22 protein-coding genes and 1 pseudogene are annotated in these 20,813 nt (G+C 69.0%); 10 read left to right on the forward strand and 13 right to left on the reverse strand.

The features are described 5' to 3' along the window. Positions 1–69: 69 nt before the first annotated feature. The 4 genes from GFD30_RS15500 (at position 70) to GFD30_RS15515 (ending at position 2,305) form a co-directional block, all read left to right on the forward strand. Complete coding sequence (locus GFD30_RS15500; protein ID WP_153026099.1) at positions 70–879, forward strand: hypothetical protein; 810 nt, start codon at positions 70–72, stop codon at positions 877–879. A gap of 24 nt (positions 880–903) precedes the next feature. Further along, positions 904–1,593, forward strand: a complete 690-nt coding sequence (gene trmB, locus GFD30_RS15505) for a tRNA (guanosine(46)-N7)-methyltransferase TrmB (RefSeq protein ID WP_153026100.1) — start codon at positions 904–906, stop codon at positions 1,591–1,593. Positions 1,594–1,658: 65 nt separating this feature from the next. Beyond that, positions 1,659–1,892, forward strand: coding sequence for a type II toxin-antitoxin system VapB family antitoxin (locus tag GFD30_RS15510; RefSeq protein ID WP_153026101.1), 234 nt, complete (start codon positions 1,659–1,661; stop codon positions 1,890–1,892). After that, complete coding sequence (locus GFD30_RS15515) at positions 1,892–2,305, forward strand: PIN domain-containing protein (RefSeq protein WP_407649063.1); 414 nt, start codon at positions 1,892–1,894, stop codon at positions 2,303–2,305. Before GFD30_RS15510 ends, GFD30_RS15515 begins: the two co-directional genes overlap by 1 nt. 8 nt (positions 2,306–2,313) lie before the next feature. Here GFD30_RS15515 and GFD30_RS15520 read toward each other — a convergent pair whose 3' ends face one another. The 8 genes from GFD30_RS15520 to GFD30_RS15555 form a co-directional block, all read right to left on the reverse strand. Beyond that, positions 2,314–3,543 (reverse strand): deoxyguanosinetriphosphate triphosphohydrolase, encoded by a 1,230-nt coding sequence (locus tag GFD30_RS15520; RefSeq protein WP_407649064.1) that lies wholly within the window; start codon positions 3,541–3,543, stop codon positions 2,314–2,316. A gap of 55 nt (positions 3,544–3,598) precedes the next feature. After that, on the reverse strand, positions 3,599–5,440 hold the full coding sequence (locus tag GFD30_RS15525) for a hypothetical protein (protein ID WP_153026103.1): 1,842 nt from the start codon (positions 5,438–5,440) through the stop codon (positions 3,599–3,601). A gap of 72 nt (positions 5,441–5,512) precedes the next feature. Then, complete coding sequence (locus GFD30_RS15530) at positions 5,513–6,271, reverse strand: MBL fold metallo-hydrolase (RefSeq protein WP_153026104.1); 759 nt, start codon at positions 6,269–6,271, stop codon at positions 5,513–5,515. Positions 6,272–6,277: 6 nt separating this feature from the next. Further along, on the reverse strand, positions 6,278–7,081 hold the full coding sequence (gene murI / locus GFD30_RS15535; protein ID WP_153026105.1) for a glutamate racemase: 804 nt from the start codon (positions 7,079–7,081) through the stop codon (positions 6,278–6,280). A 260-nt stretch (positions 7,082–7,341) separates the two neighbouring features. Further along, positions 7,342–7,872: a hypothetical protein gene (locus tag GFD30_RS26315; RefSeq protein ID WP_194201986.1), complete on the reverse strand. Its 531-nt coding sequence runs from the start codon at positions 7,870–7,872 to the stop codon at positions 7,342–7,344. Between the two features lie 436 nt (positions 7,873–8,308). Next, complete coding sequence (locus GFD30_RS15545; protein ID WP_322633286.1) at positions 8,309–9,259, reverse strand: PLP-dependent cysteine synthase family protein; 951 nt, start codon at positions 9,257–9,259, stop codon at positions 8,309–8,311. Between the two features lie 18 nt (positions 9,260–9,277). After that, entirely contained in the window at positions 9,278–9,556 is a 279-nt protein-coding gene (locus GFD30_RS15550; protein WP_153026106.1) for a MoaD/ThiS family protein, read from the reverse strand. A gap of 106 nt (positions 9,557–9,662) precedes the next feature. Beyond that, positions 9,663–10,145, reverse strand: a complete 483-nt coding sequence (locus GFD30_RS15555; protein WP_322633287.1) for a M67 family metallopeptidase — start codon at positions 10,143–10,145, stop codon at positions 9,663–9,665. Between the two features lie 157 nt (positions 10,146–10,302). Between GFD30_RS15555 and GFD30_RS15560 the strand changes: the two genes are divergently transcribed. From GFD30_RS15560 to GFD30_RS15585, 6 genes are all read left to right on the forward strand, one after another. Continuing rightward, positions 10,303–11,598 (forward strand): nicotinate phosphoribosyltransferase, encoded by a 1,296-nt coding sequence (locus tag GFD30_RS15560; RefSeq protein WP_153026107.1) that lies wholly within the window; start codon positions 10,303–10,305, stop codon positions 11,596–11,598. Between the two features lie 162 nt (positions 11,599–11,760). After that, positions 11,761–12,534, forward strand: a complete 774-nt coding sequence (locus GFD30_RS15565) for a sporulation protein (protein WP_153026108.1) — start codon at positions 11,761–11,763, stop codon at positions 12,532–12,534. A gap of 172 nt (positions 12,535–12,706) precedes the next feature. Next, a complete protein-coding gene (locus GFD30_RS15570) occupies positions 12,707–13,225 on the forward strand; it encodes an EXLDI protein (RefSeq protein WP_153026109.1) in 519 nt (172 codons plus the stop codon). Positions 13,226–13,616: 391 nt separating this feature from the next. Beyond that, a complete protein-coding gene (locus GFD30_RS15575) occupies positions 13,617–14,558 on the forward strand; it encodes an ATP-binding cassette domain-containing protein (protein WP_153026110.1) in 942 nt (313 codons plus the stop codon). 46 nt (positions 14,559–14,604) lie between these two features. Further along, positions 14,605–15,390: an ABC transporter permease gene (locus GFD30_RS15580; RefSeq protein ID WP_153026111.1), complete on the forward strand. Its 786-nt coding sequence runs from the start codon at positions 14,605–14,607 to the stop codon at positions 15,388–15,390. 131 nt (positions 15,391–15,521) lie between these two features. Beyond that, entirely contained in the window at positions 15,522–15,938 is a 417-nt protein-coding gene (locus tag GFD30_RS15585; protein WP_153026112.1) for a hypothetical protein, read from the forward strand. 113 nt (positions 15,939–16,051) lie between these two features. Here the strand turns inward: GFD30_RS15585 and GFD30_RS15590 are convergent, their stop codons facing one another. The 5 genes and pseudogenes from GFD30_RS15590 to GFD30_RS26320 all read right to left on the reverse strand — a co-directional run. Continuing rightward, positions 16,052–17,191, reverse strand: coding sequence for a hypothetical protein (locus GFD30_RS15590; RefSeq protein ID WP_153026113.1), 1,140 nt, complete (start codon positions 17,189–17,191; stop codon positions 16,052–16,054). Between the two features lie 93 nt (positions 17,192–17,284). Next, positions 17,285–17,908 carry a helix-turn-helix transcriptional regulator gene (locus tag GFD30_RS27960; protein WP_322633288.1) on the reverse strand — a complete coding sequence of 208 codons (624 nt, stop codon included), beginning with the start codon at positions 17,906–17,908 and terminating at the stop codon, positions 17,285–17,287. 1,034 nt (positions 17,909–18,942) lie between these two features. Further along, entirely contained in the window at positions 18,943–19,203 is a 261-nt protein-coding gene (locus GFD30_RS15600; RefSeq protein ID WP_153026114.1) for a DUF397 domain-containing protein, read from the reverse strand. After that, positions 19,175–19,987: a Scr1 family TA system antitoxin-like transcriptional regulator gene (locus GFD30_RS15605; RefSeq protein ID WP_194201987.1), complete on the reverse strand. Its 813-nt coding sequence runs from the start codon at positions 19,985–19,987 to the stop codon at positions 19,175–19,177. The genes GFD30_RS15600 and GFD30_RS15605 overlap by 29 nt, the downstream gene beginning before the upstream one ends. A gap of 626 nt (positions 19,988–20,613) precedes the next feature. Beyond that, positions 20,614–20,813, reverse strand: a pseudogene (locus GFD30_RS26320) (IS110 family transposase); the annotation flags it as partial.

The following is a 20,813-nucleotide window of genomic DNA, read 5'->3' on the forward strand; positions in this document are numbered from 1 at the left end:
AATACGTCACGCCATTGCGTACCGTGGGGTAGCGCGTGCTGTGGCGCGATCGACGCAAGGAGGTGAGCGATGCCCGCATCGGTACTGCTGGCGCTCCTGGTCGGAACGGCCCTGCTGGCCCTGACCCCGGCCCTGGTGCGCAGGTACGACCCCGACGAGCGGATGATCGCCGACCGGTCCTCCTCCGACGCGCGCGTGCTCGACCGCGAAGGCCACCGGCCGCCCCGTCCCACGTCGCACCCGACCGTCCCACTCGATCCGGCAGAATCGGGCGAAACGGACGCTTCGTCCGGCGAAATGCTTGCGGCGCAACGCCCTCACGGCGTTCGGAACGCCCGCGGGTGGGAGCGGCGCGGCACGCGCCGCGGCGACTCGGTACGGTTGGAGACCGACCAGTCGTTGACCGGCGAGGACCCCGAGATGCACGAGCAGGCCAGGCTCCGGCAGATGCGCGCCGAGTGGTGGCGGCGCCGCCACCGCCGCATCCTCTACGTGCTCATCGCACTGACCCTCCTCGAGCTCGTCGGCGTCGCCGTCGGCGGCCCGGGGTTCTGGATCGGCGCGGGTGTGGCGATCGCCGCGCTGGGCGGCTACGTGTGGTTCCTGCGCGAGCGCGCCAAGCGGATGCGCCCGCGGCGGCGCCCCAAGGCGATGCTCACCGCCGAGCCCGAGCACGAGGAGGTCGGCCCGCCGACGTACGTGCCCGAGCAGCCCGACGGCGACTTCGTTGAGGAGGACACCCGCGAGTCGTTCCTGTTCGCCGACGACGACGATGACGACCCGGTGCCGCCCGCGCCGCGGCCCGACCCGCGCCGGCCCGACGGGCCCGCGGGCGTGCGCGGGCGCTCCTACGAGGCCCCGGCCAAGCTCGAACGCTGATCCGGCACCTACACTTGCCGGGTTATGCCTGATGAGGAACCGCAGCACCGCCACATCCTGACGTTCAACTTCCGCCAGGGCCGGAACAAGCCCCGCCACGACGAGGCGTTCGAGCGCCTGTGGCCGCGCTACGGCGTGGAGTGGACGCCCGAGGAGGGACGGCTCGACTTCGCGGCGCTGTTCGGCCGGACCGCGCCCGTGATCCTCGAGATCGGCTCGGGCAACGGCGAGGCCGCCGCCGCGATGGGCGACGCCGACCGCGACCGGGACCTCCTCGCCGTCGAGGTCTACCCGCAGGGCATCGCCGACCTCATGGCGCGGGCCGACGAGCGCGGGCTCGGGAACGTCCGGGTCTACCAGGGGGACGCGCTGCCGCTGCTGTGGCACGGGATCGCACCGGAGTCGCTCGACGAGATCCGCGTGTACTTCCCCGACCCGTGGCCGAAGAAGCGCCACCACAAGCGCCGCATCATCCAGCCGGCGCACGTGAAGACCATGGCCGGTCTGCTGCGCTCCGGCGGGCTCGTGCACTGCGCCACCGACATCGCCGACTACGCGGACCAGATGCTCGAGGTGCTCGCGGCCGAGCCGACCCTGGAGAACACCGCCGAGGGCTTCGCCCCGCGCCCGGACCGCCGCCCGGTCACCAAGTTCGAGCGCCGCGGCGTCGAGGCCGGCCGCGAGATCTACGACCTCGTCTTCCGCAAGCGCTGAACGGCCTCGATTGTTTGTTGGTCATGTATGCTAGGAGCATACATGACCAACATCAAGGGGGCGCCATGTCCATCACACAGATCGACCTGAACGACGAAGCGCTCGAAAAGGCCATGAGCCTCATGGGTACGAAGACGAAGAAGGACACGGTCAACACCGCTCTACTCGAGTACGTGGAGCGCATGGAGCGACTGAAGGCCGCGGAGCGGCTGTTCGAACGTGGTCGCCGCGGCGAATTCGACGCCGCCGCTGAAGCCCGCCAAGCTGCCAAGCAGGCTTGGAAAGACGCCTTCAAGTGATCGCCGGGCATCTACTGGACGCCTCCGCCTTCTGGTTCCTGTTCCGGAACGCCCGCGCACTCGAAGCCCTGCACGAGCACATCGCTTCGGGAGCACTGCGGATCTGCGAAGCGACTCGGACCGAGATCCTCTATTCGGCGACCAGCGCCTCCCACCACGATGAGCTCGTCGAGGACATCGACAGCGTATGCAAGCTCGCCCCGGTCCCTAAGCAGGCTTGGCGCTGGATCGACACCGCGCAGTACCGGTTGACTCAGCGAGGACTTCACCGCTCAGCCGGGCTCGCCGATCTACTGGTCTGTGCGACCGCCGTGCATCACGATCTGACCGTTCTGCACGTGGACAACGACTTCAGAACTGTCGCGTCGATCATGCCGGAGCTACGGGAGAGAGATGCCCGACCACTCGGTTGAGCATCCGGTCATACTCCGGTGAGGCGGCGGTGCCAGGAGACCGCCGAGGCGTCCGTCAACGACGCGACCTGGTCGATCACGGCCCGCAGCTTCGCGCTGTCGTCGGGCGCGCGGTGCCAGAGTTCGGCGAACATCGGCTCCATCGCCTCGGGGCCGCGCTCGCACAGGAGCGCGACGAGGTCGTGGAGGATCTCCCGCTGCCGCGTGTACCAGGACTCGTCGGTCCGCGGACGCATCACGTACCGCCAGGCGATGCCTTTGAGGAGCGCGCACTGGACGCGTTCGCGCTCGGGGACGACGAGGTCGGCGTCGTAGCGGCGCAGCGGGCCCTCGCCGAACCGCTCCCTGGTGGCGGCGACGGTGGCCTTCACGAAGCGGCCCACCATGTTCGAGGTGAACTCCTTGAGGACGACCTGGGACCGGAACGACCCGTCGTAGTCGTGCAGGCCGCCGGTGACGGGGTCGCGCAGGAGGTCGCGGAGGGCCTCGCCGAGCGCGGCCGGGGAGGCGTCCGAGTAGCGTTCGGCGACGGCCTCGCAGACCGCGGCCTGCTCCTCGGCGTCGTCCATGAGCTTGCCGAGGTTGATGTAGCCGCCGTGGAGGCCGTCCTCCACGTCGTGCACGGAGTACGCGACGTCGTCGGACCAGTCCATGACCTGCGCTTCTAGGCAGGTGACCCCTTCGGGGACGTCGCCGCGGACCCAGTCGAAGACGGCGCGGTCGTCCTCGTAGACGCCGAACTTGCGGCGGCCGGGCCGGGCGGGCCACGGGTACTTGCAGGTCGCGTCCAGTGAGGCGCGGGTGAGGTTGAGGCCGGCCGAGTTCCCGTCGGCGTCGAGGACCTTCGCTTCGAGGCGGGTGAGGACGCGGAGGGTCTGGGCGTTGCCCTCGTAGCCGCCGCAGGGGCCGGCGACCTCGTGGAGGGCGTCTTCGCCGTTGTGTCCGAACGGCGGGTGCCCGAGGTCGTGGGCCAGGCCCGCGACGTCGGCGACGTCGGCGTCGCAGCCGAGCGCGGAGCCGAGTTCGCGGGAGATCTGGGCGACCTCGAGGGAGTGGGTGAGCCTGGTGCGCAGGAAGTCGTCGGTGCCGGCGGTGTGGACCTGGGTCTTGTCGGCGAGGCGCCGGAACCCGGCCGAGTGTAGGAGCCGGGCGCGGTCGCGCTGGAACGGGGAGCGCGACGACCCGGGTTCGGCCACCAGCCGCGCCGCGGAGGGCCAGCGCTTGGCCAGCGGGTGCAGTGCGGGATCGGTCACGCTGTCGAGCCTAGCGCGACCGATCCCGCATGCATGGGACTCAATCCGTCAGGTACAGGCGCATGACGCCGGTGCCGTCGCCGTCGTCGGAGCCGTGGGCCCAGGCGAACGCCGAGAGCGCTTCGCCGCCTTCGTCGAATTCGTCGGGGAACGCCTCGGCGGCGGCGGCGAGGTCGACCCAGACCGCGACGGCGGCCTGGTCGGGTGCGGCGGAGGCGAAGTCGCTGAACCGGTCGTCCTCGGAGAGGGTGCCGGACGCGGTCTCGCCGCCGGTGTAGGAGAGTTCGGCGCCTTCGGCGGTGACGCCTTCGGGGAGGGCGCCGCCGTCTTCGGCCATCCACTCCTCGACGAGGGCCTGGAGGTCCGCGGCGCGGTCCTCGGCGAGGTGCGCCGAGAGCAGCATCGACTCGGGGTTGACGCCCTGGTCGGCGTCGAAGTCCCCGGCGATGCTGAGGTCGGCGCCGGCGAGGAGGTCGGTGAACTCGGTGACGGCCGCTTCGATCTCCTCGGTGGACGGTCCGTGGTCGTAGTCGTCGGTCCACGGGTCCTCGACGGTGCCGGCGGACCAGTAGCGGGAGTCGAGTTCGAGGTAGCGCGCCTCGTCCTCGGCGGACAAAGTGCCGGCGTAGTAGCCGGTCTCGAGTTCGAGGTACTCGGCGTACTCGGCGTCGGTCAGCGGTTCGAGCGCGGGCTCGGCCTCGGCGTAGTCGTCTTCGCCGCCGTAGAACTCCTCATAGGTGCCCATCCACTCCTCGGCGAGTTCGCCGAGGTTCTCGGGGATGTGCGCGGTGGCGGCGACGTCGGCGGCGGGCAGTTCGCCCATGCCGGCGAGGAGGTCCTCGGAGCCGGTCCAGGGGTCGTCCTGGTCGCCGAAGAGGCGGTAGGTGAGTTCGAAGCCGCGGTCGAACGCGGAGAAGCCGGCGATGAACTGGCCCGAGTACAGCTCCGAGAACATGTCGGCGCTGCCGCCGGTGAGTTCGGCGAGGTCCGCGACGGCGTCCATGTCGACCCAGTAGACGGCGAGCTGGTCGCCGTCGAGCCAGGAGCGGGCCTCTTCGTAGTCGGCGGAGGCCGAGAGGGGCTCGGTGCCGGCTTCGCTCTGGGCGGCGTCGAGCGCGTCGGCCGCGCCCTCCTCGCCCACGACCATGAGGACGTGGTCGTCCTCGACGGTGTAGGCCATCTGGTCCTCTTGGGCGCCGGCGGCGGCGCGGAGGTCGGCGAGGCCGTCCTCGGCGGCGCCCGCGTCGGTGCTGGCGAGGCTCACGACCGCGTACTGGCGGCCGTCGTATTCCCACATGGCGAGGCCGTGGCGGTTGCCGATCCAGGAGGTGAGGTCCTCTTCGGCGTCGACGCCTTCGAGGCCGGACTCTTCGAGGAGGTCGGTCAGGAGGTCGTCGGTGGAGTCGTATTCGAGGTCGTCGAATTTGGAGAGGTGCTCGAGGAGCTTGGGGGTCTGGTCGAACGAGGGGTCGAGGTTGATCTCGACGTACATGCTCGCGGACGCGGGGAAGCTCTCGGCCGGGTCGGGGCCCTGGTTGAGGACGAACTTGAAGAGCACGACCGCGCCGACGGCGGCGAGGAGGACCACCGAGAGGATCGCGGCGACGGCGACCTTCGCGCCGCGGCCGCCGCGGGGCGGGGGCGGCGGGACCGGGACGTACGCGCCGGGCGGGAGGTACGGCGGCTGGCCGCCCGCTCCCTGCTGGTAGGGGGCGCCGGGCTCGACGTACGGGACGGGCTGCTGCTGCGGCGGCGCCGGCTGGTACGCGGGAGGGGGTGACTGCTGGTAATGGGGCGGCGGGGGCTGCTGCGCGGCCGCGGGCTGGTACGCGGGGCCGCCGGGCGGTCCCGGGTACTGCTGGGGGTTGGCGTCGCTCGACATCCCTCGACGGTACGGCGCGTGTGCAACAGGCGCATCCCGAGTTCGTGCCGAACCGGCCTCAGAGGAGGGCCCTCAGAATTCGAAGACCTGCCCGGGGCGGACGACGTCGACCGGGCCCGTGTACGCGGCCTTCGCTTCGGCGAGGGTGCGTTCGCGGGAGTTCCACGGCTCGACCAGGTGGGTGAGCAGGAGCCGCCCGGCGCCGGTCTTGGTGGCGAACTCCGCGGCCTCCTTCCCGGTGAGGTGGACGTCCTTCGGGTTGTCCCTGCCTTCGAGGTAGGAGGCTTCGGCGAGGAACACGTCGCAATGGGCGCCCAGCGACTCGAGGGCGTGGCAGGGCCCGGAGTCGGAGGTGTACGCGAGGGACGAGCCGGCGTGGTCGATGCGCACCCCGTAGGTCTCGACCGGGTGCGCGACCCGGGCGACGGTCACGTTGAGCGGGCCGAGCTCGAAGCTCCCGCTCTGCAGCTCGCGGAAGTCGTAGACGTCGCGCAGCGACGGGTGGCACAGCTCGCCCTGCCCGCCGTAGGCGGCGACGATGCGCTCGCCGACCCCGGTCGGTCCGTACAGCGGCACGGGCTGCTTCGGCGCCTCGGGCGCGTAGCGGCGCATGACGGCGTAGCCGCAGGCGTCGAAGAAGTGGTCGGCGTGGAGGTGGGTGACGATCACCGCGTCGAGCGTGTGCGGGTCGACGTGCTTTTGGAGCTCACCGAGCGAGCCGGTGCCGAAGTCGATCAGCAGCCGGTAGTCTCCGGCCTCCACCAGGTAGGCCGAGCAGGGCGTGTCCGGGGCCGGGAACGAGCCGGCGCATCCGATGACCGTCAGTTTCATGGCAGATCACACCTTGTCCAGTACGGCTGCGGCCGCGCTCGGGAACAGGTTCCCCAGGAACCTCCGGGAGGTCCTGGTGAACGCCTCCGGGTCCCCCGTGGCGAGGAACCGGTGCGCGGGCGGGTCGGTCGAGGCGGTCAGCAGTTCGTGCTCGGTGAGCACGCGGTAGAGTTCGCGGGCGCACTCGCTTGCGGAGTTCACCAGAGTCACGTCCTCTCCCATCACCAGGCCGATGAGTCCCGATAGCAGCGGATAGTGGGTGCAGCCCAACACGACTGTGTCGACGTCGGACTGCTGTAGCGGCTCAAGGTACCCCTGGGCGAGGCCCAGGAGCTGTCGGCCGGTTGTCACACCGCGTTCCACGAAATCCACGAACGCCGGGCAGGCGACCGCGGTCACCTCGACGTTCGGGACGGCGTTGAAGGCGTCCAGGTACGCGCCCGAGGAGATCGTGGAGACCGTCCCGATCACCCCGATCCGTCCGGTGCCGGTCGTCGCGACGGCGCGGCGGACGGCGGGTCGGATCACCTCTACGACGGGTATGTCGTAGCGGTCGCGGATGTCGGCCAGGCTTGCCGCCGAGGCCGAGTTGCAGGCGATCACCAGCGCCTTGACCTCCTGTTGGACCAGGTGGTCGCAGACGTCGAGCGACAGCTTGCGGACCTCGGCGATGGGCCTGGGTCCGTACGGGACATGGGCGGTGTCGCCGACGTAGACCAGTCGTTCGGCCGGCAGCAGTTCGCTGATCGCCCGCGCGACGGTCAAACCTCCGACACCGGAGTCGAAGATCCCGATGGGCGCGTCGTTCATGGGCTCCGAGAGTACGTCCAAACTGCCGTTCAGCGCCCCTGCTCGGCACGGGAATGTCGCCAAAATGACAACGTGGCGATCACCACACGAAGCGTGATCGGCACCGGTTGCCGTCGGTCGCGGACGGCGGGCTGGAGCCTCCCCCCCCCCCCAGGGCGGGAGGTGCGCCCTCGGCCCGCGCGCGGGGCGCTCCGCGCCGGTCCCGGATCAGCCGGGAGGTTGGGACCTGAACGGGGTCGGATCCGCAGGTCGCCGGGGTCTCAGGACACGCGGAGCATGACGAACGCGGCGAGCAGCGTCACCGTGGAGGCGGCCATGAACATCCAGGGCACGCCCTTGAACCGGACGGTCGCGAACGCCATCATGGCGAGCAGCATCCCGACGACGCCGACGGAGATGAACGCCGGCGTGAACCAGGCCGGGCTGTCGCCGAAGATCCTGAACAGGCCCACGATCGACGAGGCCACGCCCGCGAGGACCAGGACGAGGGCCCACGAGGCGACGCCGGCGAGCCGGCGCAGGCGGATGGCGGGCTTCTCGGGCTGTCCGGTGACGGGCTCGACCTTGATCGACAGCCCGCGCTTGGGCGCCGGCCGGGGCTTCGGCGGTACGCTCCACGCCGCCGGCTCCGCCTGCGGTGCCGGGACCGCTCCGGGCTGCGGCACCGCGCCCGCCACCGGGACCGCTCCCGGTGGCGGCACCGCGCCTGGCGCCGGTTGCGGCGCGACCCCCTGGCGCGGGAGCCCGCCGGCCTTGCCGATCGTGAACGTGCGCTGGTCCCCGGTGGTCATCGGCTCAGGCTAGCAACCCACTGAGGACTCCTCAGTGGTGCACCCGAGCAGTGCGATCCGCGCCGTAACCGCTGTCGTACCCCTGAGCGATCATCGAAACCGGGGGCGACGGCGATCGGACGCACCCGACCCCGGGGAGCGGCCGAGGACGCCACCGCCGGAGCCGAAGGGCCGCACACCGACCCCGGCCGCCCGACCGCCGCACGTCCCCGCCGCACCTGGACCGGCACGAGCCGGCAGCAGGCGCACCCGTTCCGACTCGCGTGCGCACGAACCGTCGAGGCCCCGGCGGCACTGTCGAACCGGGGCGACTCCGCACCGCCTCCCGGGGGCCGGGCCGGTCTCCGAATCGGACCGAAACCGAGAGCCGGGCCCGCGCGATGCACGGACCCGGCTCTGGAGAGCACTCCGAAAAGCGCTCGAAAAGCGTTGTCCCCTAAGCCCAGACCTGGCCGTCGAGGGCGCCGACCGCGTCGTCCAGGACGTCCGAGTAGGCGCCGGTCGACAGGTACTTCCAGCCGCCGTCGGCCACGAGGAGCGCGATGTCGGCGGTGCGGCCGGCCTTCGCGGCCTCCTTCGCGATCTGGAGGCCGGCGTGCAGGACCGCGCCCGTCGAGAGGCCCACGAACAGGCCCTCCTCGGAGAGCACCTCCCGCGTGCGGCGCAGCGCGTCCTCGGTGCCCACCGAGAGGCGGCGGTCGAGGACCTTCTCGTCGTACAGCTCCGGCACGAACCCCTCGTCGAGGTTCCGCAGCCCGTACACCAGCTCGCCGTAGCGCGGCTCGGCCGCGACGATCTGGACGCCCGGGGCGTGTTCGCGCAGGTAGCGCCCCACGCCCATGAGCGTCGCGGTCGTGCCGAGGCCGGCGACGAAGTGCGTGATCTCCGGCAGGTCGCGCAGCAGCTCGGGCGCGGTGCCCTCGTAGTGCGCGGCCGCGTTCGCCGGGTTCGCGTACTGGTTGAGCATCACCCAGTCGGGTCGCTCGGCGGCCATCGCGCGCGCCTTCGCGACCGCGGCGTTCGAGCCGCCGGCGGCCGGGGAGAACACGATCTCGGCGCCGAACGCCGACAGGAGCTGGCGCCGCTCCAAGGACGTGTTCTCGGGCATGACCGCCACCAGCTTGTACCCCTTGCGGCGGGCGATCATCGCCACACCGATGCCGGTGTTGCCCGACGTGGGCTCCAGGATGGTCGCGCCGGGGTGGAGGAGGCCGTCGGCCTCCGCCGCCTCGATCATCTTGGCGGCCACGCGGTCCTTGACCGAGCCGGTCGGGTTGGCGCCCTCCAGCTTGGCCCAGAGCCTGACCTCCGGCGAGGGCGACAGCCGCGGCAGTCCGACCAGCGGCGTGTCGCCCACGGTCGCGGTGATGTCGTCGAAGCGCGCCACGGGACCGACCCCTTCCGTCTACATGCCGCCCGCGACGGCGGGCAGGATCGTGACCTGGTCGCCGTCGGACAGCTTCGCCTCGAGCCCGCCGATGAAGCGGACGTCCTCGTCGTTGATGTAGACGTTCACGAAGCGGTGCAGGGCCCCCTCTTCGGTCACCACGCGGGCCTTGAGGCCGTTGTTCGCGGCGTCGAGGTGGTCGAAGAGCTCGGCGAGGGTCTCGCCCTCACCGGAGACGAGCTTCTCGCCCTTGGTGTGCTGGCGCAGGATGGTGGGGATGCGGACTTCGATGGACATGCGGGTCTTCCTTTGCTCTGTGACGTTGGTGAGCAGCCGCGGAGGGCGCTCGTGTGTCTGGGGCGCAGCCGAACGCTGCATTGACCGGTGCCGCCGGGGGCGGCGCTCAGTGACAGTCGTAGACCGTGGAGTCCGGCGTGTGCGCGAACTTGTAGCTCTGGACGGCCTCGGGGGCACCGGTGACCTCGATGGGCTCCTCGGTGATGACGCCGTCGGCGATGCGGAAGGACCGGACCTCGGCGGTCTCGGGGTCCTTCGTGGTCACGAGCACGTAGTGGGCGCCGGGCAGCCCGAGCTGCGAGGCGATGCCGGCGTCGGAGCGCGACGGGTACGCCTCGGTGTGGGTGTGCGAGTGGTAGGCAACGACGACTTCCTCGTCGTTGTCCCACATGCGGTCGTATTCGCGCTTCCACTCTTCCGCGTCGAACTCGTAGAAGGTGGTGGAGCGGGCAGCGTTCGTCATCGGGATGTGCCTTTCCGGCCTTCCCGTGCCCTCGGGGCCGGCGATGAGGCCGCACGCCTCGTCGGGATGGTCCGCGCGGGCGTGCGCGACCATCGCTTCGACCAGCTCATGCGCGATCCGCAACACGTCAGCAAGCGTACACGCGCGCCTACCGACGCTCCAGCCCTCGTTCAGAGCGTGAGACGAACCTCGCGACCTGGGGAGGAAGGGAATAACCAGAGGTGTGCGAGGGGCGCTCGCGCGCGCGGCTCGCGCGTCGCCCGGGTGCATTACGCTCACCTCTATGTCCGTCACGCTCCCGCGCACGCCCCTGTACACCGACCACTACGAGTACACGATGCTGGAGGCCGCCCTCCGCGACGGGACTGCCGAGCTGCCGTGCGTGTTCGAGGTGTTCGGGCGCCGCCTCCCGACCGGCCGCCGCTACGGCGTCGTCGCCGGCATCGGCCGCCTCAGCGAGGCCATCGAGCGCTTCCGCTTCGAGGACGCCGACCTGGAGGACCTCACCTCGCGGGGCGTCGTGAAGCAGTCGACGGCCGAGTGGCTCGCCGACTACCGCTTCAAGGGCGACATCGACGTCTACGCCGAAGGGGAGCTGTACTTCCCCGGCTCCCCCATCGTCACCGTGACCGGGACGTTCGCCGAGTGCGTGCTCCTGGAGACGCTGACGCTCTCGATCCTCAACCACGACAGCGCGGTCGCGAGCGCGGCCGCACGCATGGTGACCGCCGCGCGCGGGCGCCCGATACTGGAGATGGGTTCGCGGCGCACGCACGAGGCGGCCGCGATCGCCTCTTCGCGGGCGGCGTACCTGGCCGGGTTCGCGGCGACGTCGAACCTGGAGGCCGGCCGCCGGTTCGGGGTGCCGACCTCGGGCACGAGCGCGCACGCGTTCACGCTGCTGCACACATCGGAGGTCGCCGCGTTCAAGGCGCAGATCGACGCGTTCGGCACCGACACGACGCTGCTGGTGGACACGTACGACATCTCGCAGGGCATCCGGAACGCGATCGAGGTGGCCGGGCCGCGGCTGCGCGCGATCCGCATCGACTCCGGCGACCTCGACGTGATGGCCACGATGGCGAGGGAGCTGCTCGACGAGCTGGGCGCCCACGACACGAAGATCGTGGTCTCGGGCGATCTCGACGAGTACTCGATCGCGGCCCTCGCGGCGGCGCCGGTCGACATCTACGGCGCGGGCACCGCGGTCGTGGTCGGTTCGGGCGCGCCGACGGCGCAGCTCGTCTACAAGCTCGTCGAAGTGGAGGGCCGGGCGGTCGCGAAGCGCTCGGAGCACAAGGGCACCAACGGCGGCAGGAAGGTCGCGGTGCGCCGGCACAAGCCGACGGGCACCGCGGTCGAGGAGGTCGTGGTGTCCCAGGGGGAACCGGACTCGCTGCCGGGCGACAAGCTGCTCCAGACGCCGCTGTTCCGCGGCGGGGAGCTGGTGGCGCAGCCGTCGCTCGAGGAGTCGCGGGAGCTGCTGCGCCAGCGCCTGATCTCGATCCCTTGGGAGGGACTGAAACTCTCGCCCGGCGACCCGGCGATCCCGGTGGTGCAGAAGCACGGGGGCGAGTAGCGGCCTCGTCGCCCGGCGCCGCAACGGATGTCGGGTGCAGGCGGTTCGCGCCGGCGGCGCCGTGCCTGACACACCGTGGCCTGCGCTTCCGGGATACGATGCGGTTGCCCCCTGTCAGTGTTCCCGCGACGTTCCCGCGATCCTCCGAAAGGAACCGCCCCAATGGTCTTCAGCAAGCTCAAAGCCATTCTCGGTAGTGGCATCCAAGTCGACACGCTCCTGCACGAGAAGCACGTCGTCCCCGGCGGGACCCTCAAGGGCGAGGTGCGGATCTCGGGCGCCGAAGTGGCTGCCGCCGTCGAGAGCGTCGAGATCGAGTTCACCGCCCTGGTCGAGGACGACAGCAAGGGCGAGGACGCGGCCGGCGCGGTCCACGACTACTTCAAGACCGAGATCTCGGGCAAGTTCGACCTCGCCAAGGGTGCGGCGCACCCGATCGCGTTCGAGGTGCAGGTGCCGTGGGAGACCCCGTTCAACAACGTGGACGAGCGGCCCCTCGTCGGCGGCATGAAGCTCGGCGTCTCGACGCACCTGGCGCTGGACCAGGCGCTGGACAAGGGCGACCTGGACTGGCTGACCGTGGAGGCGCTGCCGGTCCACAAGGCGGTGTGGGAGGCCCTGGAGTCCCTCGGGTTCGCGTTCCAGGAGACGGACTTGGAGCTCGGGACGATCCAGGGGGCGACCGTGCCGTTCTACCAGGAGGTCGAGTTCTGGGCGACCGAGGGCGAGTTCCACGACCGCATCCGGGAGCTCGAGGTCGTGTTCGTCGCCGGCGAGGCGAACACCGACGTGGTGTTCGCGGCCGACAATTCGGCGGAGCTCCTGGCCCCGGACTTGAACTCGACGATCCGCTTCTCGGTGCCCACCGCGTCGACGGACGTGGTCGAGACGGTCAAGGCGCAGCTCACGCAGCTTGCGGCGCAGAAGGGCGTGTAGGCGCTCCGCCGCAGCTCACGACGTCCGGAGGGCGGTCCCGCGAACCATCGCGGGGCCGCCCTTCCGCGTGTTCGGGAAGAAATCCGGGGGCCGGGCTTGCATCTGGTCTACGTATACGTATAGTCTATACGTATAACGAGGACGACTCCTGGAAGGAGGTTAAGATGCCGCTATGCCCAACAAGACGATCTACGTCTCCGACAGCGACCTGCCGATCTACAACCGGGCGCAGGAGCTGGCCGGAGGCAACCTCTCCAGGGCCATCTCGACGGCGCTCCGGCGCTACGTCGACGCCGAGGAGGGACGGCTGGAGGGCTACAAGGAGATCACCGTCCCCGTCGGCCCGGGCACCGGCCGCAACCGCCAGCGCCAGCGCTTCACCGGCATCAAGCTGGCCGAGTGGGTCCGCTCGAACGACAAGAAGGCGGAGATCTACCGGGTCTACCGCTCGCGGTCGGGCAAGTACGTGGTCCACATCGAGAAGACGCCCGACTTCGTGCAGGTCACCAATGAGACGGGCCTGCGCAAGATGCTCGGTCTGGGCGAGCACGTCTACGCCTCCAACACCGGGGAGGCCACCCTCGAAGTGGTCGAGACGCTCGAAGCGCTGAAGGCCAAGGTCCCCGCCGAGCTGTACGAGATGGTCGCCGCGTTCACGGAGGCCCCGCCCGTGCAGGACCTCGACATCTAGACCACGCGCACCTAGGCGCCGCAAGCACCGCCGGCCCGTCACCGCCGGGCCGCCGCAGCGAGAACCTGCCCGCAGGAAACGGCACCGCAAACGGCACCGCCGGGCCCTCGCGCGCTCAGGGCCGATCCCGAACCGTCGGACCTCCGGGGCGGAGCCCTGCCCACAGAAAGTCCACATTAGACATGAAGTCGGACCTCGGTCCCGTGCCCGACCTCGGGATGCTCCTCGTCCTCTACCCGCCGCCGCGCGAACTGACACCGCCGGCGACGGCCCGTCAGAGCCGTGTCAGCGCCGTGTCAGCCGACCCGGCGACAGTACTCACATGCCCGGAGCGGGACACCGAACCGGAACACACCGAACCGCACCGCGAACACCCTCGAAAGAAGGAACCATGACCACCAAGCCCCTGGCGATCGAGGCCCGGAACCTCACCAAGTCCTACGGCGAGACCGACGTCCTCAAGGGCATCGACATCGAAGTCCCCGAAGGCACGATCTTCTCCCTGCTCGGCCCGAACGGCGCCGGCAAGACCACGACCGTGAACATCCTGTCGACCCTCATCCCCGCCTCCGGCGGCGAGGCCCGCGTCGGCGGCAACGACGTGGCCCGAAGCGCCGACGACGTCCGGAAGGCCATCGGCGTCACCGGCCAGTTCGCGGCCGTCGACGGCCTCCTCACCGGCCGCGAGAACCTCCACCTCATGGGCCGCCTGAACCACCTGCCCAAGCAGGAGATCCGGCGCCGCACCGAGGACCTCCTGGAGCGCTTCGACCTGGTCGACGCCGCCAAGCGCCCGCCGGCCACCTACTCCGGCGGCATGAAGCGCCGCCTCGACATCGCGATGTGCCTCATGGGCGACCCGAAGATCATCTTCCTCGACGAGCCCACCACCGGCCTCGACCCGCGCAGCCGCCGCACCATGTGGGGCATCATCCGCGAACTCGTCAAGTCCGGCACCACCATCTTCCTCACCACCCAGTACCTCGAGGAGGCCGACGAGCTCGCCGACCGCATCGCGGTCCTCGACGGCGGCAAGATCGTCGCCGAGGGCACGCCCGAGCAGCTCAAGCGCATGGTCCCCGGCGGCCACGTGGGCCTGCGGCTCCACCGCGCCGACCAGGTCGAGCGCACCGCCCAGGTCCTCGGCGCCGGCGCCTTCGACGCCGAGCAGCTCACCGTGCAGGTCCCCTCGGACGCGTCCGTCGACTCCCTGCGCAAGATCCTCGACACCCTCGACCGCGAGGGCATCGAAGTGGACGAGTTCACCGTCCACACCCCCGACCTCGACGACGTCTTCCTCGCCCTCACCGGCCAGGCCAAGACCGACGCGTAACCCGCCCGCCCACCGCAGACCGCAAGCATCAGAAGGAGACCGCTCGATGAGCACCCTCGCCTACTCCCTGTCCGACACGTCCACCATGCTCCGCCGCCAGCTCAAGCACATGCTGCGCTACCCGTCGCTGACGCTCATGCTCGTCGGCATGCCGGTGGTCTTCCTGCTCCTGTTCGTCTACGTCTTCGGCGGCACCATCGGCGACGGCCTCGGCGGCCCGACCGGCGGACGCGAGGCGTACCTGACCTACCTGACACCCGGCATGCTGCTGATGGCGATCGTCGCCGCGGTGCAGGGCACCGCGATCAGCGTGGCCATGGACATGACCGAAGGCATCGTCGACCGGTTCCGCACCATGTCGATCGCCAGGGTCTCCGTCCTCACCGGACACGTGGTCGCCTCGATGATCCAGTCGTTCCTGTGCATGATCGTGCTCTTCGCCGTCGCCGTCGCCATGGGCTTCCGGCCCGAGACGGACGGACTCGGCTGGCTCGGCCTCGTCGGCGTCCTCGCCCTGATCTCCTTCGGCCTGACCTGGCTGACCGTGGGCCTGGGCATGACCGCCAAGACCGTCGAAGAGGCGTCCAACACCCCGATGCCGCTGATGCTCCTGCCGTTCCTCGGCTCGGCGTTCGTCCCCACCGAGTCCATGCCGACCGCGATCCAGTACTTCGCCGACTACCAGCCCTTCACCCCGTTCATCGAGGTCACCCGGGCGCTCCTGTTCGGCAACGCGGTCGACGGCGTCGACCTGGCCCTGACCGTCGCCTGGTCGCTGGCCTTCGCGCTGATCGGCTACCTGGTCTCGAAGAAGAAGTTCAACAAGCGCTAAGCGCCGCAACCACAACCGGAAACCGCACCCCACGGGCGGGCCGCACTCGCGGCCCGCCCGTCGTCGCGTGTGGAGATTGACGCGCCTCGCTATCATCGCCTCGGACTCCGCCTCAAGAGAAGGACGCTTCAATGGCAAAGAAACTCTTGGCGGTCCTCGCCGCCGCCGTCGCGGGGATGCTGATCGCGCTGGCCCCGGCGGGAACCGCCAATGCGGCCGAAGTCGACAGCGCCGTCGCCGCGAGCTGGACCTCCACCGCCAAGGAATGCGACACCGCCGCCCTGGTCCAGGTGTGCGTGCAGCCGTACGGCGACGTGCTCTGGGTGAAGGACCGGGTCGCCGACGGGATGATCGTGGGCATCGCCTGGGTCGACCTCGACTCCGACCGCATCGGTGAATGCTGGAACCGCCTCGGCGCAGCCACCGGCTGGACCGTCTGCAACAAGAACTTCACCGAAGGGCACGAGATCGGCTGGGGTCCGATCTGGGACGGCATGAGCTACGAGGAGTACGCGGCCGCGTTCACGGCCAACTACACCGTCGTCTGATCCAGGGCGGAGGGCCGCAGTCGCGGCCCTCCGCTCCGATCGGCGGCGGCCGATCCCCGAACTCCCTGCCGCAGCGGCGGATCGACCGAGCCCGCCGCTGCCGGCCGCCGGATCTAAAGCGACCGCGGCCGCGGGAAGCGGGCGCAGTCGGGGTCCTTCGACTCCCAGCCCGGGAAGTCCTTCAACCACTTCTCGGCCTTGTACTTCAGGTACGGCCAGGCCACCGGATCCATGTCGGTGGCCGACGCGGTCCAGCGCAGAAACGGCACGAACAGGTCCCGCACCGCCTCCACCACCGGGTCGTCCGGCTCGTACTTCGACGGCAGCCACCGCTCCAGGAACACGTACGCCCGCGTCGGACTCACCTTGGGGCCGTTGATCCCGTGGAACCAGCAAAGCTCCTGGATCGCCTCGAAATGCCGCTCCTCCAGCACGATCCGGCCGAGCATGTGGTTGAGGAACCCGGACGCGAACAGCGACAGCTCGTCGTCCGTCGGCTGCCGGACCTCCGGCGGATCGCCCTGCGGCAGCAGCCGCAGCCGCGCCCGCCACAGCTCCCGCAGCATCAGGAACCGCGGCGCGAGCCGCCGTGCATCGCCCTCCACGCAGAAGATGTCCCACTCCTCCAGCGACCGGACCGTCCCGGTGTACAGCTCGGCCGGGTCGGCCTCGACCGGCACGAACAACCGGTCCGGCGACTTCGCGTTCCGCTCGCGGTGCAGTTCCAGCAGCCGCGAGACGTCATCGGTCGCATCGCAGTCGACGACCATGTCGAAGTGGTACTCCGAATAGTCGACCGTGAAGGACAGCGCCTGGTCGCCGCTCGGGGCGTGGAACGAGCAGAAGAACGTCAACTGGTCGCCGTACACGTCGCCGGCCTTCCAGCACTCCCCCGCCTTCATCTCCTCGCCGTACCACGACGGCGCCTCGATCCCCTGCCCCGCCAGGTGTTCAAGGGCCCTCGCGGCCGCGCGGCGACCGCCAGGAGCGTCGGCCAGCTCGGTCATCGCCGCCAGCATCGCGGCCGAGAACGGCTCCGGCCGGCTCCGGTAGAACTGGACGAAGACCGTCTCAAGCTCCGCCAGCGACACCCCCTGGACCTCGGGCATCGTGGAACGGGTCCACATGTTCCCCAGGAAGCCCGAGCAGGAGGTCTCCACCGCCAGCCGGTTCTCCGGGTCGGGCTTCTGGCCGTCGGGGTAGCCGTCGAGGATCTGAAACCACTCCTCGCGGTGTTCCTCAGTGAGCGGCATTGGCATCGCCTCGTTTCAGCCGGAGGACCGGAAGCTGCCGAGTATCGCAGTCGGGACGCTCCGTGGTCAACCGCCACTGGAGCGCCTTCCTGCTCACGCGACCAGGCCCGACCGGAACGCCCGGGCCACCGCCTGCGCCCGGTCGCGGGCGCCGAGCTTGTTGTACATGCGCTTCGCGTGGGTCTTGACCGTGTCTTCTGAGACGTGCAGGCGCTGCCCGATCTCGGCGTTGGTCAGCCCCTCGCACATCGCCCACAGGACCTCGAGTTCGCGGTTGCTCAGCAGCGAACCGTTGCGCCCGGGGCGCTGGCGCGGCAGCGTCTCGGCGGCGGTGTCCGCCGCTGCGCGGCAGGCGAACTGGAATGCCTGCGTGAACGCGATGAGCAGGGCGTCGCCGCCGGTCGCCGGCGCCCGGAGCACCCCGCGAGCCCCGGCCGCGACCACCATCGCCGCGACCCGGGGGTCGGCGTCGCCGCACATGATCAGCGCGGTGTGCGGGAAGCGGTTCCGGAGCGTCTGGGCGAAGATGACCGGGTTGGGGGCGGCCAGTTTGAAGTCGATGACCGCGGTCTGGACCAGCCGCTGCCGCAGCTCGACCAGCAGCGCCGCAGCGCAGTCGACGGTCCGGATCGCCAGGGACTGGCCCATCCGGGAGGCGTTCGCTGATATGGCCCTCGCCGCCTGCACGGTTTGGACGCAGACAACCATGGTGCTCATGGCCTTCTCGCTTTCGATCATTGCATCGCGCTGCCTGGGGGCAGGGCGACAGGTGGGTTACGGTGGGTTTTGTTGGGACTCGGTGGGATTCGGCGGGATCGGGGACTGGAGTGGTCTGTATAACGATCTTTCGCAAGACGAGTTACGCCATTCGAGGGACAAGTCGTGGCGGATGGTGAACACCGCGCTACTGGATCTGGTGACACGACAGCGCGACGGGCGCGGGAGAAGCGGCACCGCTTCGAGGATCAGCGGCGGATCGGCCCGGCCGATACTCCCGCGGCCGGGCCGACGTTCGTTACTTCACTTGCAGACCAGGGTCGCCGCCGCGGGTCAGGGCGGCCCAATTGCGATGTGCGGCAACGGCTCTGACTCGATCAAGAACGCGAGCACCTTGCAACCTTCTAGGTGATGCAGGCGGACCCCAGAGCGAGGATCATTGAGGTACGTACAGGAGTACGGAATCGGTGAAGCGAACGAGATGTGTTCAATTCAAAGCAGACTAAGACAGCCTCTGGCCGCTCGCAGCGCCCACCGTGCAAGACGTCCGAAACGGCCGTGGACAACTAGGATCCCGGCGCCGACGGATACGGCTCGCGCCCGGACCCCGTACAAGTACCAGTGCCAGGCGTCACGCGCGCCTGCCGCGACCCGGGCCTTTGGTCGGGTTCCGCGCAGGCGGCATGGGCACCAGGCAAACCGGTGAGCCGTGAATGTGGGCACATCGGAACAGAAAACTTCCCGTGGACCAAATAGCGGCCCACGGGAAAGAAGGACAGCACGGGACAGGAGGTGAAACGACCGAGAACAAGGCCCGGCGCCGGTAATGCAGTCGGCGGCCGGTTTCGAGGGGCCGCCAACAGCGGCACAAACTGGTAGCGCATGGGATTTGTCTGCCGGTTACACGGTCCCCAAGCAACTAGACCAGGTCAGGTTCGCTAGGACCGGTCAGGCCGCCCGCAAGGGACTGATCGGATCCGACGAGCCCAGGTCGAGGATTCGAGTCCCCCGATCAACCACACCAGGTCGAGTCACTAGGACCGGTCGGCCGCCCGCAGGAGGCTGACCAGATCCGACGAGCCCAGGTCGAAGACCGGGGAGCCGTCGCCCAGCTTCGAGTCCCGCACATGGAAGCCCCCGGAGTCGGCGCACGGCGAGAGCTCGACACAGTTGGACGAGTCAGTACTACCGCTGTGCGCGCTCTTGCGCCAAGCCCGGCGTAGCTCGACACAGTCAGATTGGTTGGTTCCACCACTGCGAGTGCTCTTACGCCAGGAGGTCACGGCAGTATTCATTGAGGAACTCCTTCAACGGTATCCCGAGTTGCCACATGGCCTGACCGGCATCATGGTACAGGCTAACCAGGGTATCTTCCTCGATGCACCAACTGCCGTGGAGGATCTCGGAGTAGATGAAGGTAGGCGGAGCCGTCTTGCTCTCGCCAGGCTCGTAGATGCTGAATGGCGTGTTCCTGCCGGGAAGGTACTCCGCGATGACTCTGAGATCCGTGTCCGGCTGCTCCGACTCCTGGAGAAGTTTGTTCACCTGCTCCCTTCTCACCGAGTCCGACAGGCGCCGCAGTCCATACATCGCGCTGTCCCCGATGAGGTACTGGATCTTCGGACGACGCTTGCGCTTCCGGAGCTTCATCTGGCGGTCGAATTTGAACTCCCAGCCTTGCTGTGCCACGAAGTCGGTCAGCTTCTCCGCAACCTTGAGCACGAGGAAGTGGTAGTCCCGGGTTTGAAGTGGTCCGGGTATCAGATGAGGCTCGTACTTGAAGATGACCCCGGAGTGCAGCTCGGCCTTGGCAAGCGTCAGGGCGTGGAAGCGTGCGTCCGCTTGCAGCAGCTTCGAGCCCCGATGCTCAAGGATCATCTTGAGGTAGTTCTTCAATTCCTCGCTCAGGCGGTAGGTGTCGGCGATCTGGAAGACCTCACTCGGTCGCGGGTGCCGCTCCCCCTTTTCCCAGTAGTAAATCGTGTGCGGGTGGCACCCGAATTCCTGAGCCGCCTCCGCCTGAGTGAGTCCGGCCGCGATTCTCGCGTCCCGCAACAGGATCGCCACGAACCATTGCATGAGTCGTGCCCGGATCATCGTTGAACCCCCGATGCTCTCAACTGGTGGTCCTTAAGAGTCGCACAGGTCTTCTTCGAGTAGATCATCCGACACCGCGTGAGCCCTAACAGAATCGGGCAGATTCTGTTAGGGCGATTCTGTTAGGCCACATATAGGTGAGTATCGAAGTCGTGGGGATATGCCGCTAGTGACCAGCGAAAACATGGCCTACTGTCAATCATGAGTCGCGGGAATTCTGAAATGGAGGAGTCCGATGGCGAATCAGATCCAAGCAGCGATACCGCGGGATCCCTTGGAGAGGGGGCGGTTTACTGACGGAAATACGACATTCCAAGTGAGGGCTTCGAGTGCGGTGGCGCCGGACTCGTTCCAAGTGTCGGCGGACGGCAACTGCGCGGACATCGTGCTGATCGTGTCCGGGTTGAACAGCGGGCGCCTGCACGCGACCTGGGGTCCGGAGTGGCGGACGTTCGCACCCGATTGGAAGGTGTGGGTGGAGGACGCCGCGTTCAAGGTCTTCTACACGGGCCGCTCCATAGCGAACCGTCCAAACCCTGGCCGTCCGAGCCCTGACCGTCCGTACCCCGGTGGCGCGGTGAGGTTCTGACGTTTCTATGTCTGTCAAGTCATGTCATGGCGGTCGGTGTTGCTGGTTGCAGCAGTCGGTAGATCTCTCGGGCGATGTACCGCTTCAGCATCCGGATGATCTCCTTTTTAGACTTTCCTTGCTGGATTCGTTTGGCCACGAACTGTCTCGTGCGCTTGTCATGGTGCATGCGGCAGATCGCGATCGTGTAGATCGCCCGGTTGAGCTGGCGGTTGCCGC

The sequence above is a fragment of the Glycomyces albidus genome, assembly GCF_009451885.1.
GTDB classification, from domain to species: Bacteria; Actinomycetota; Actinomycetes; order Mycobacteriales; family Micromonosporaceae; genus Glycomyces; species Glycomyces albidus.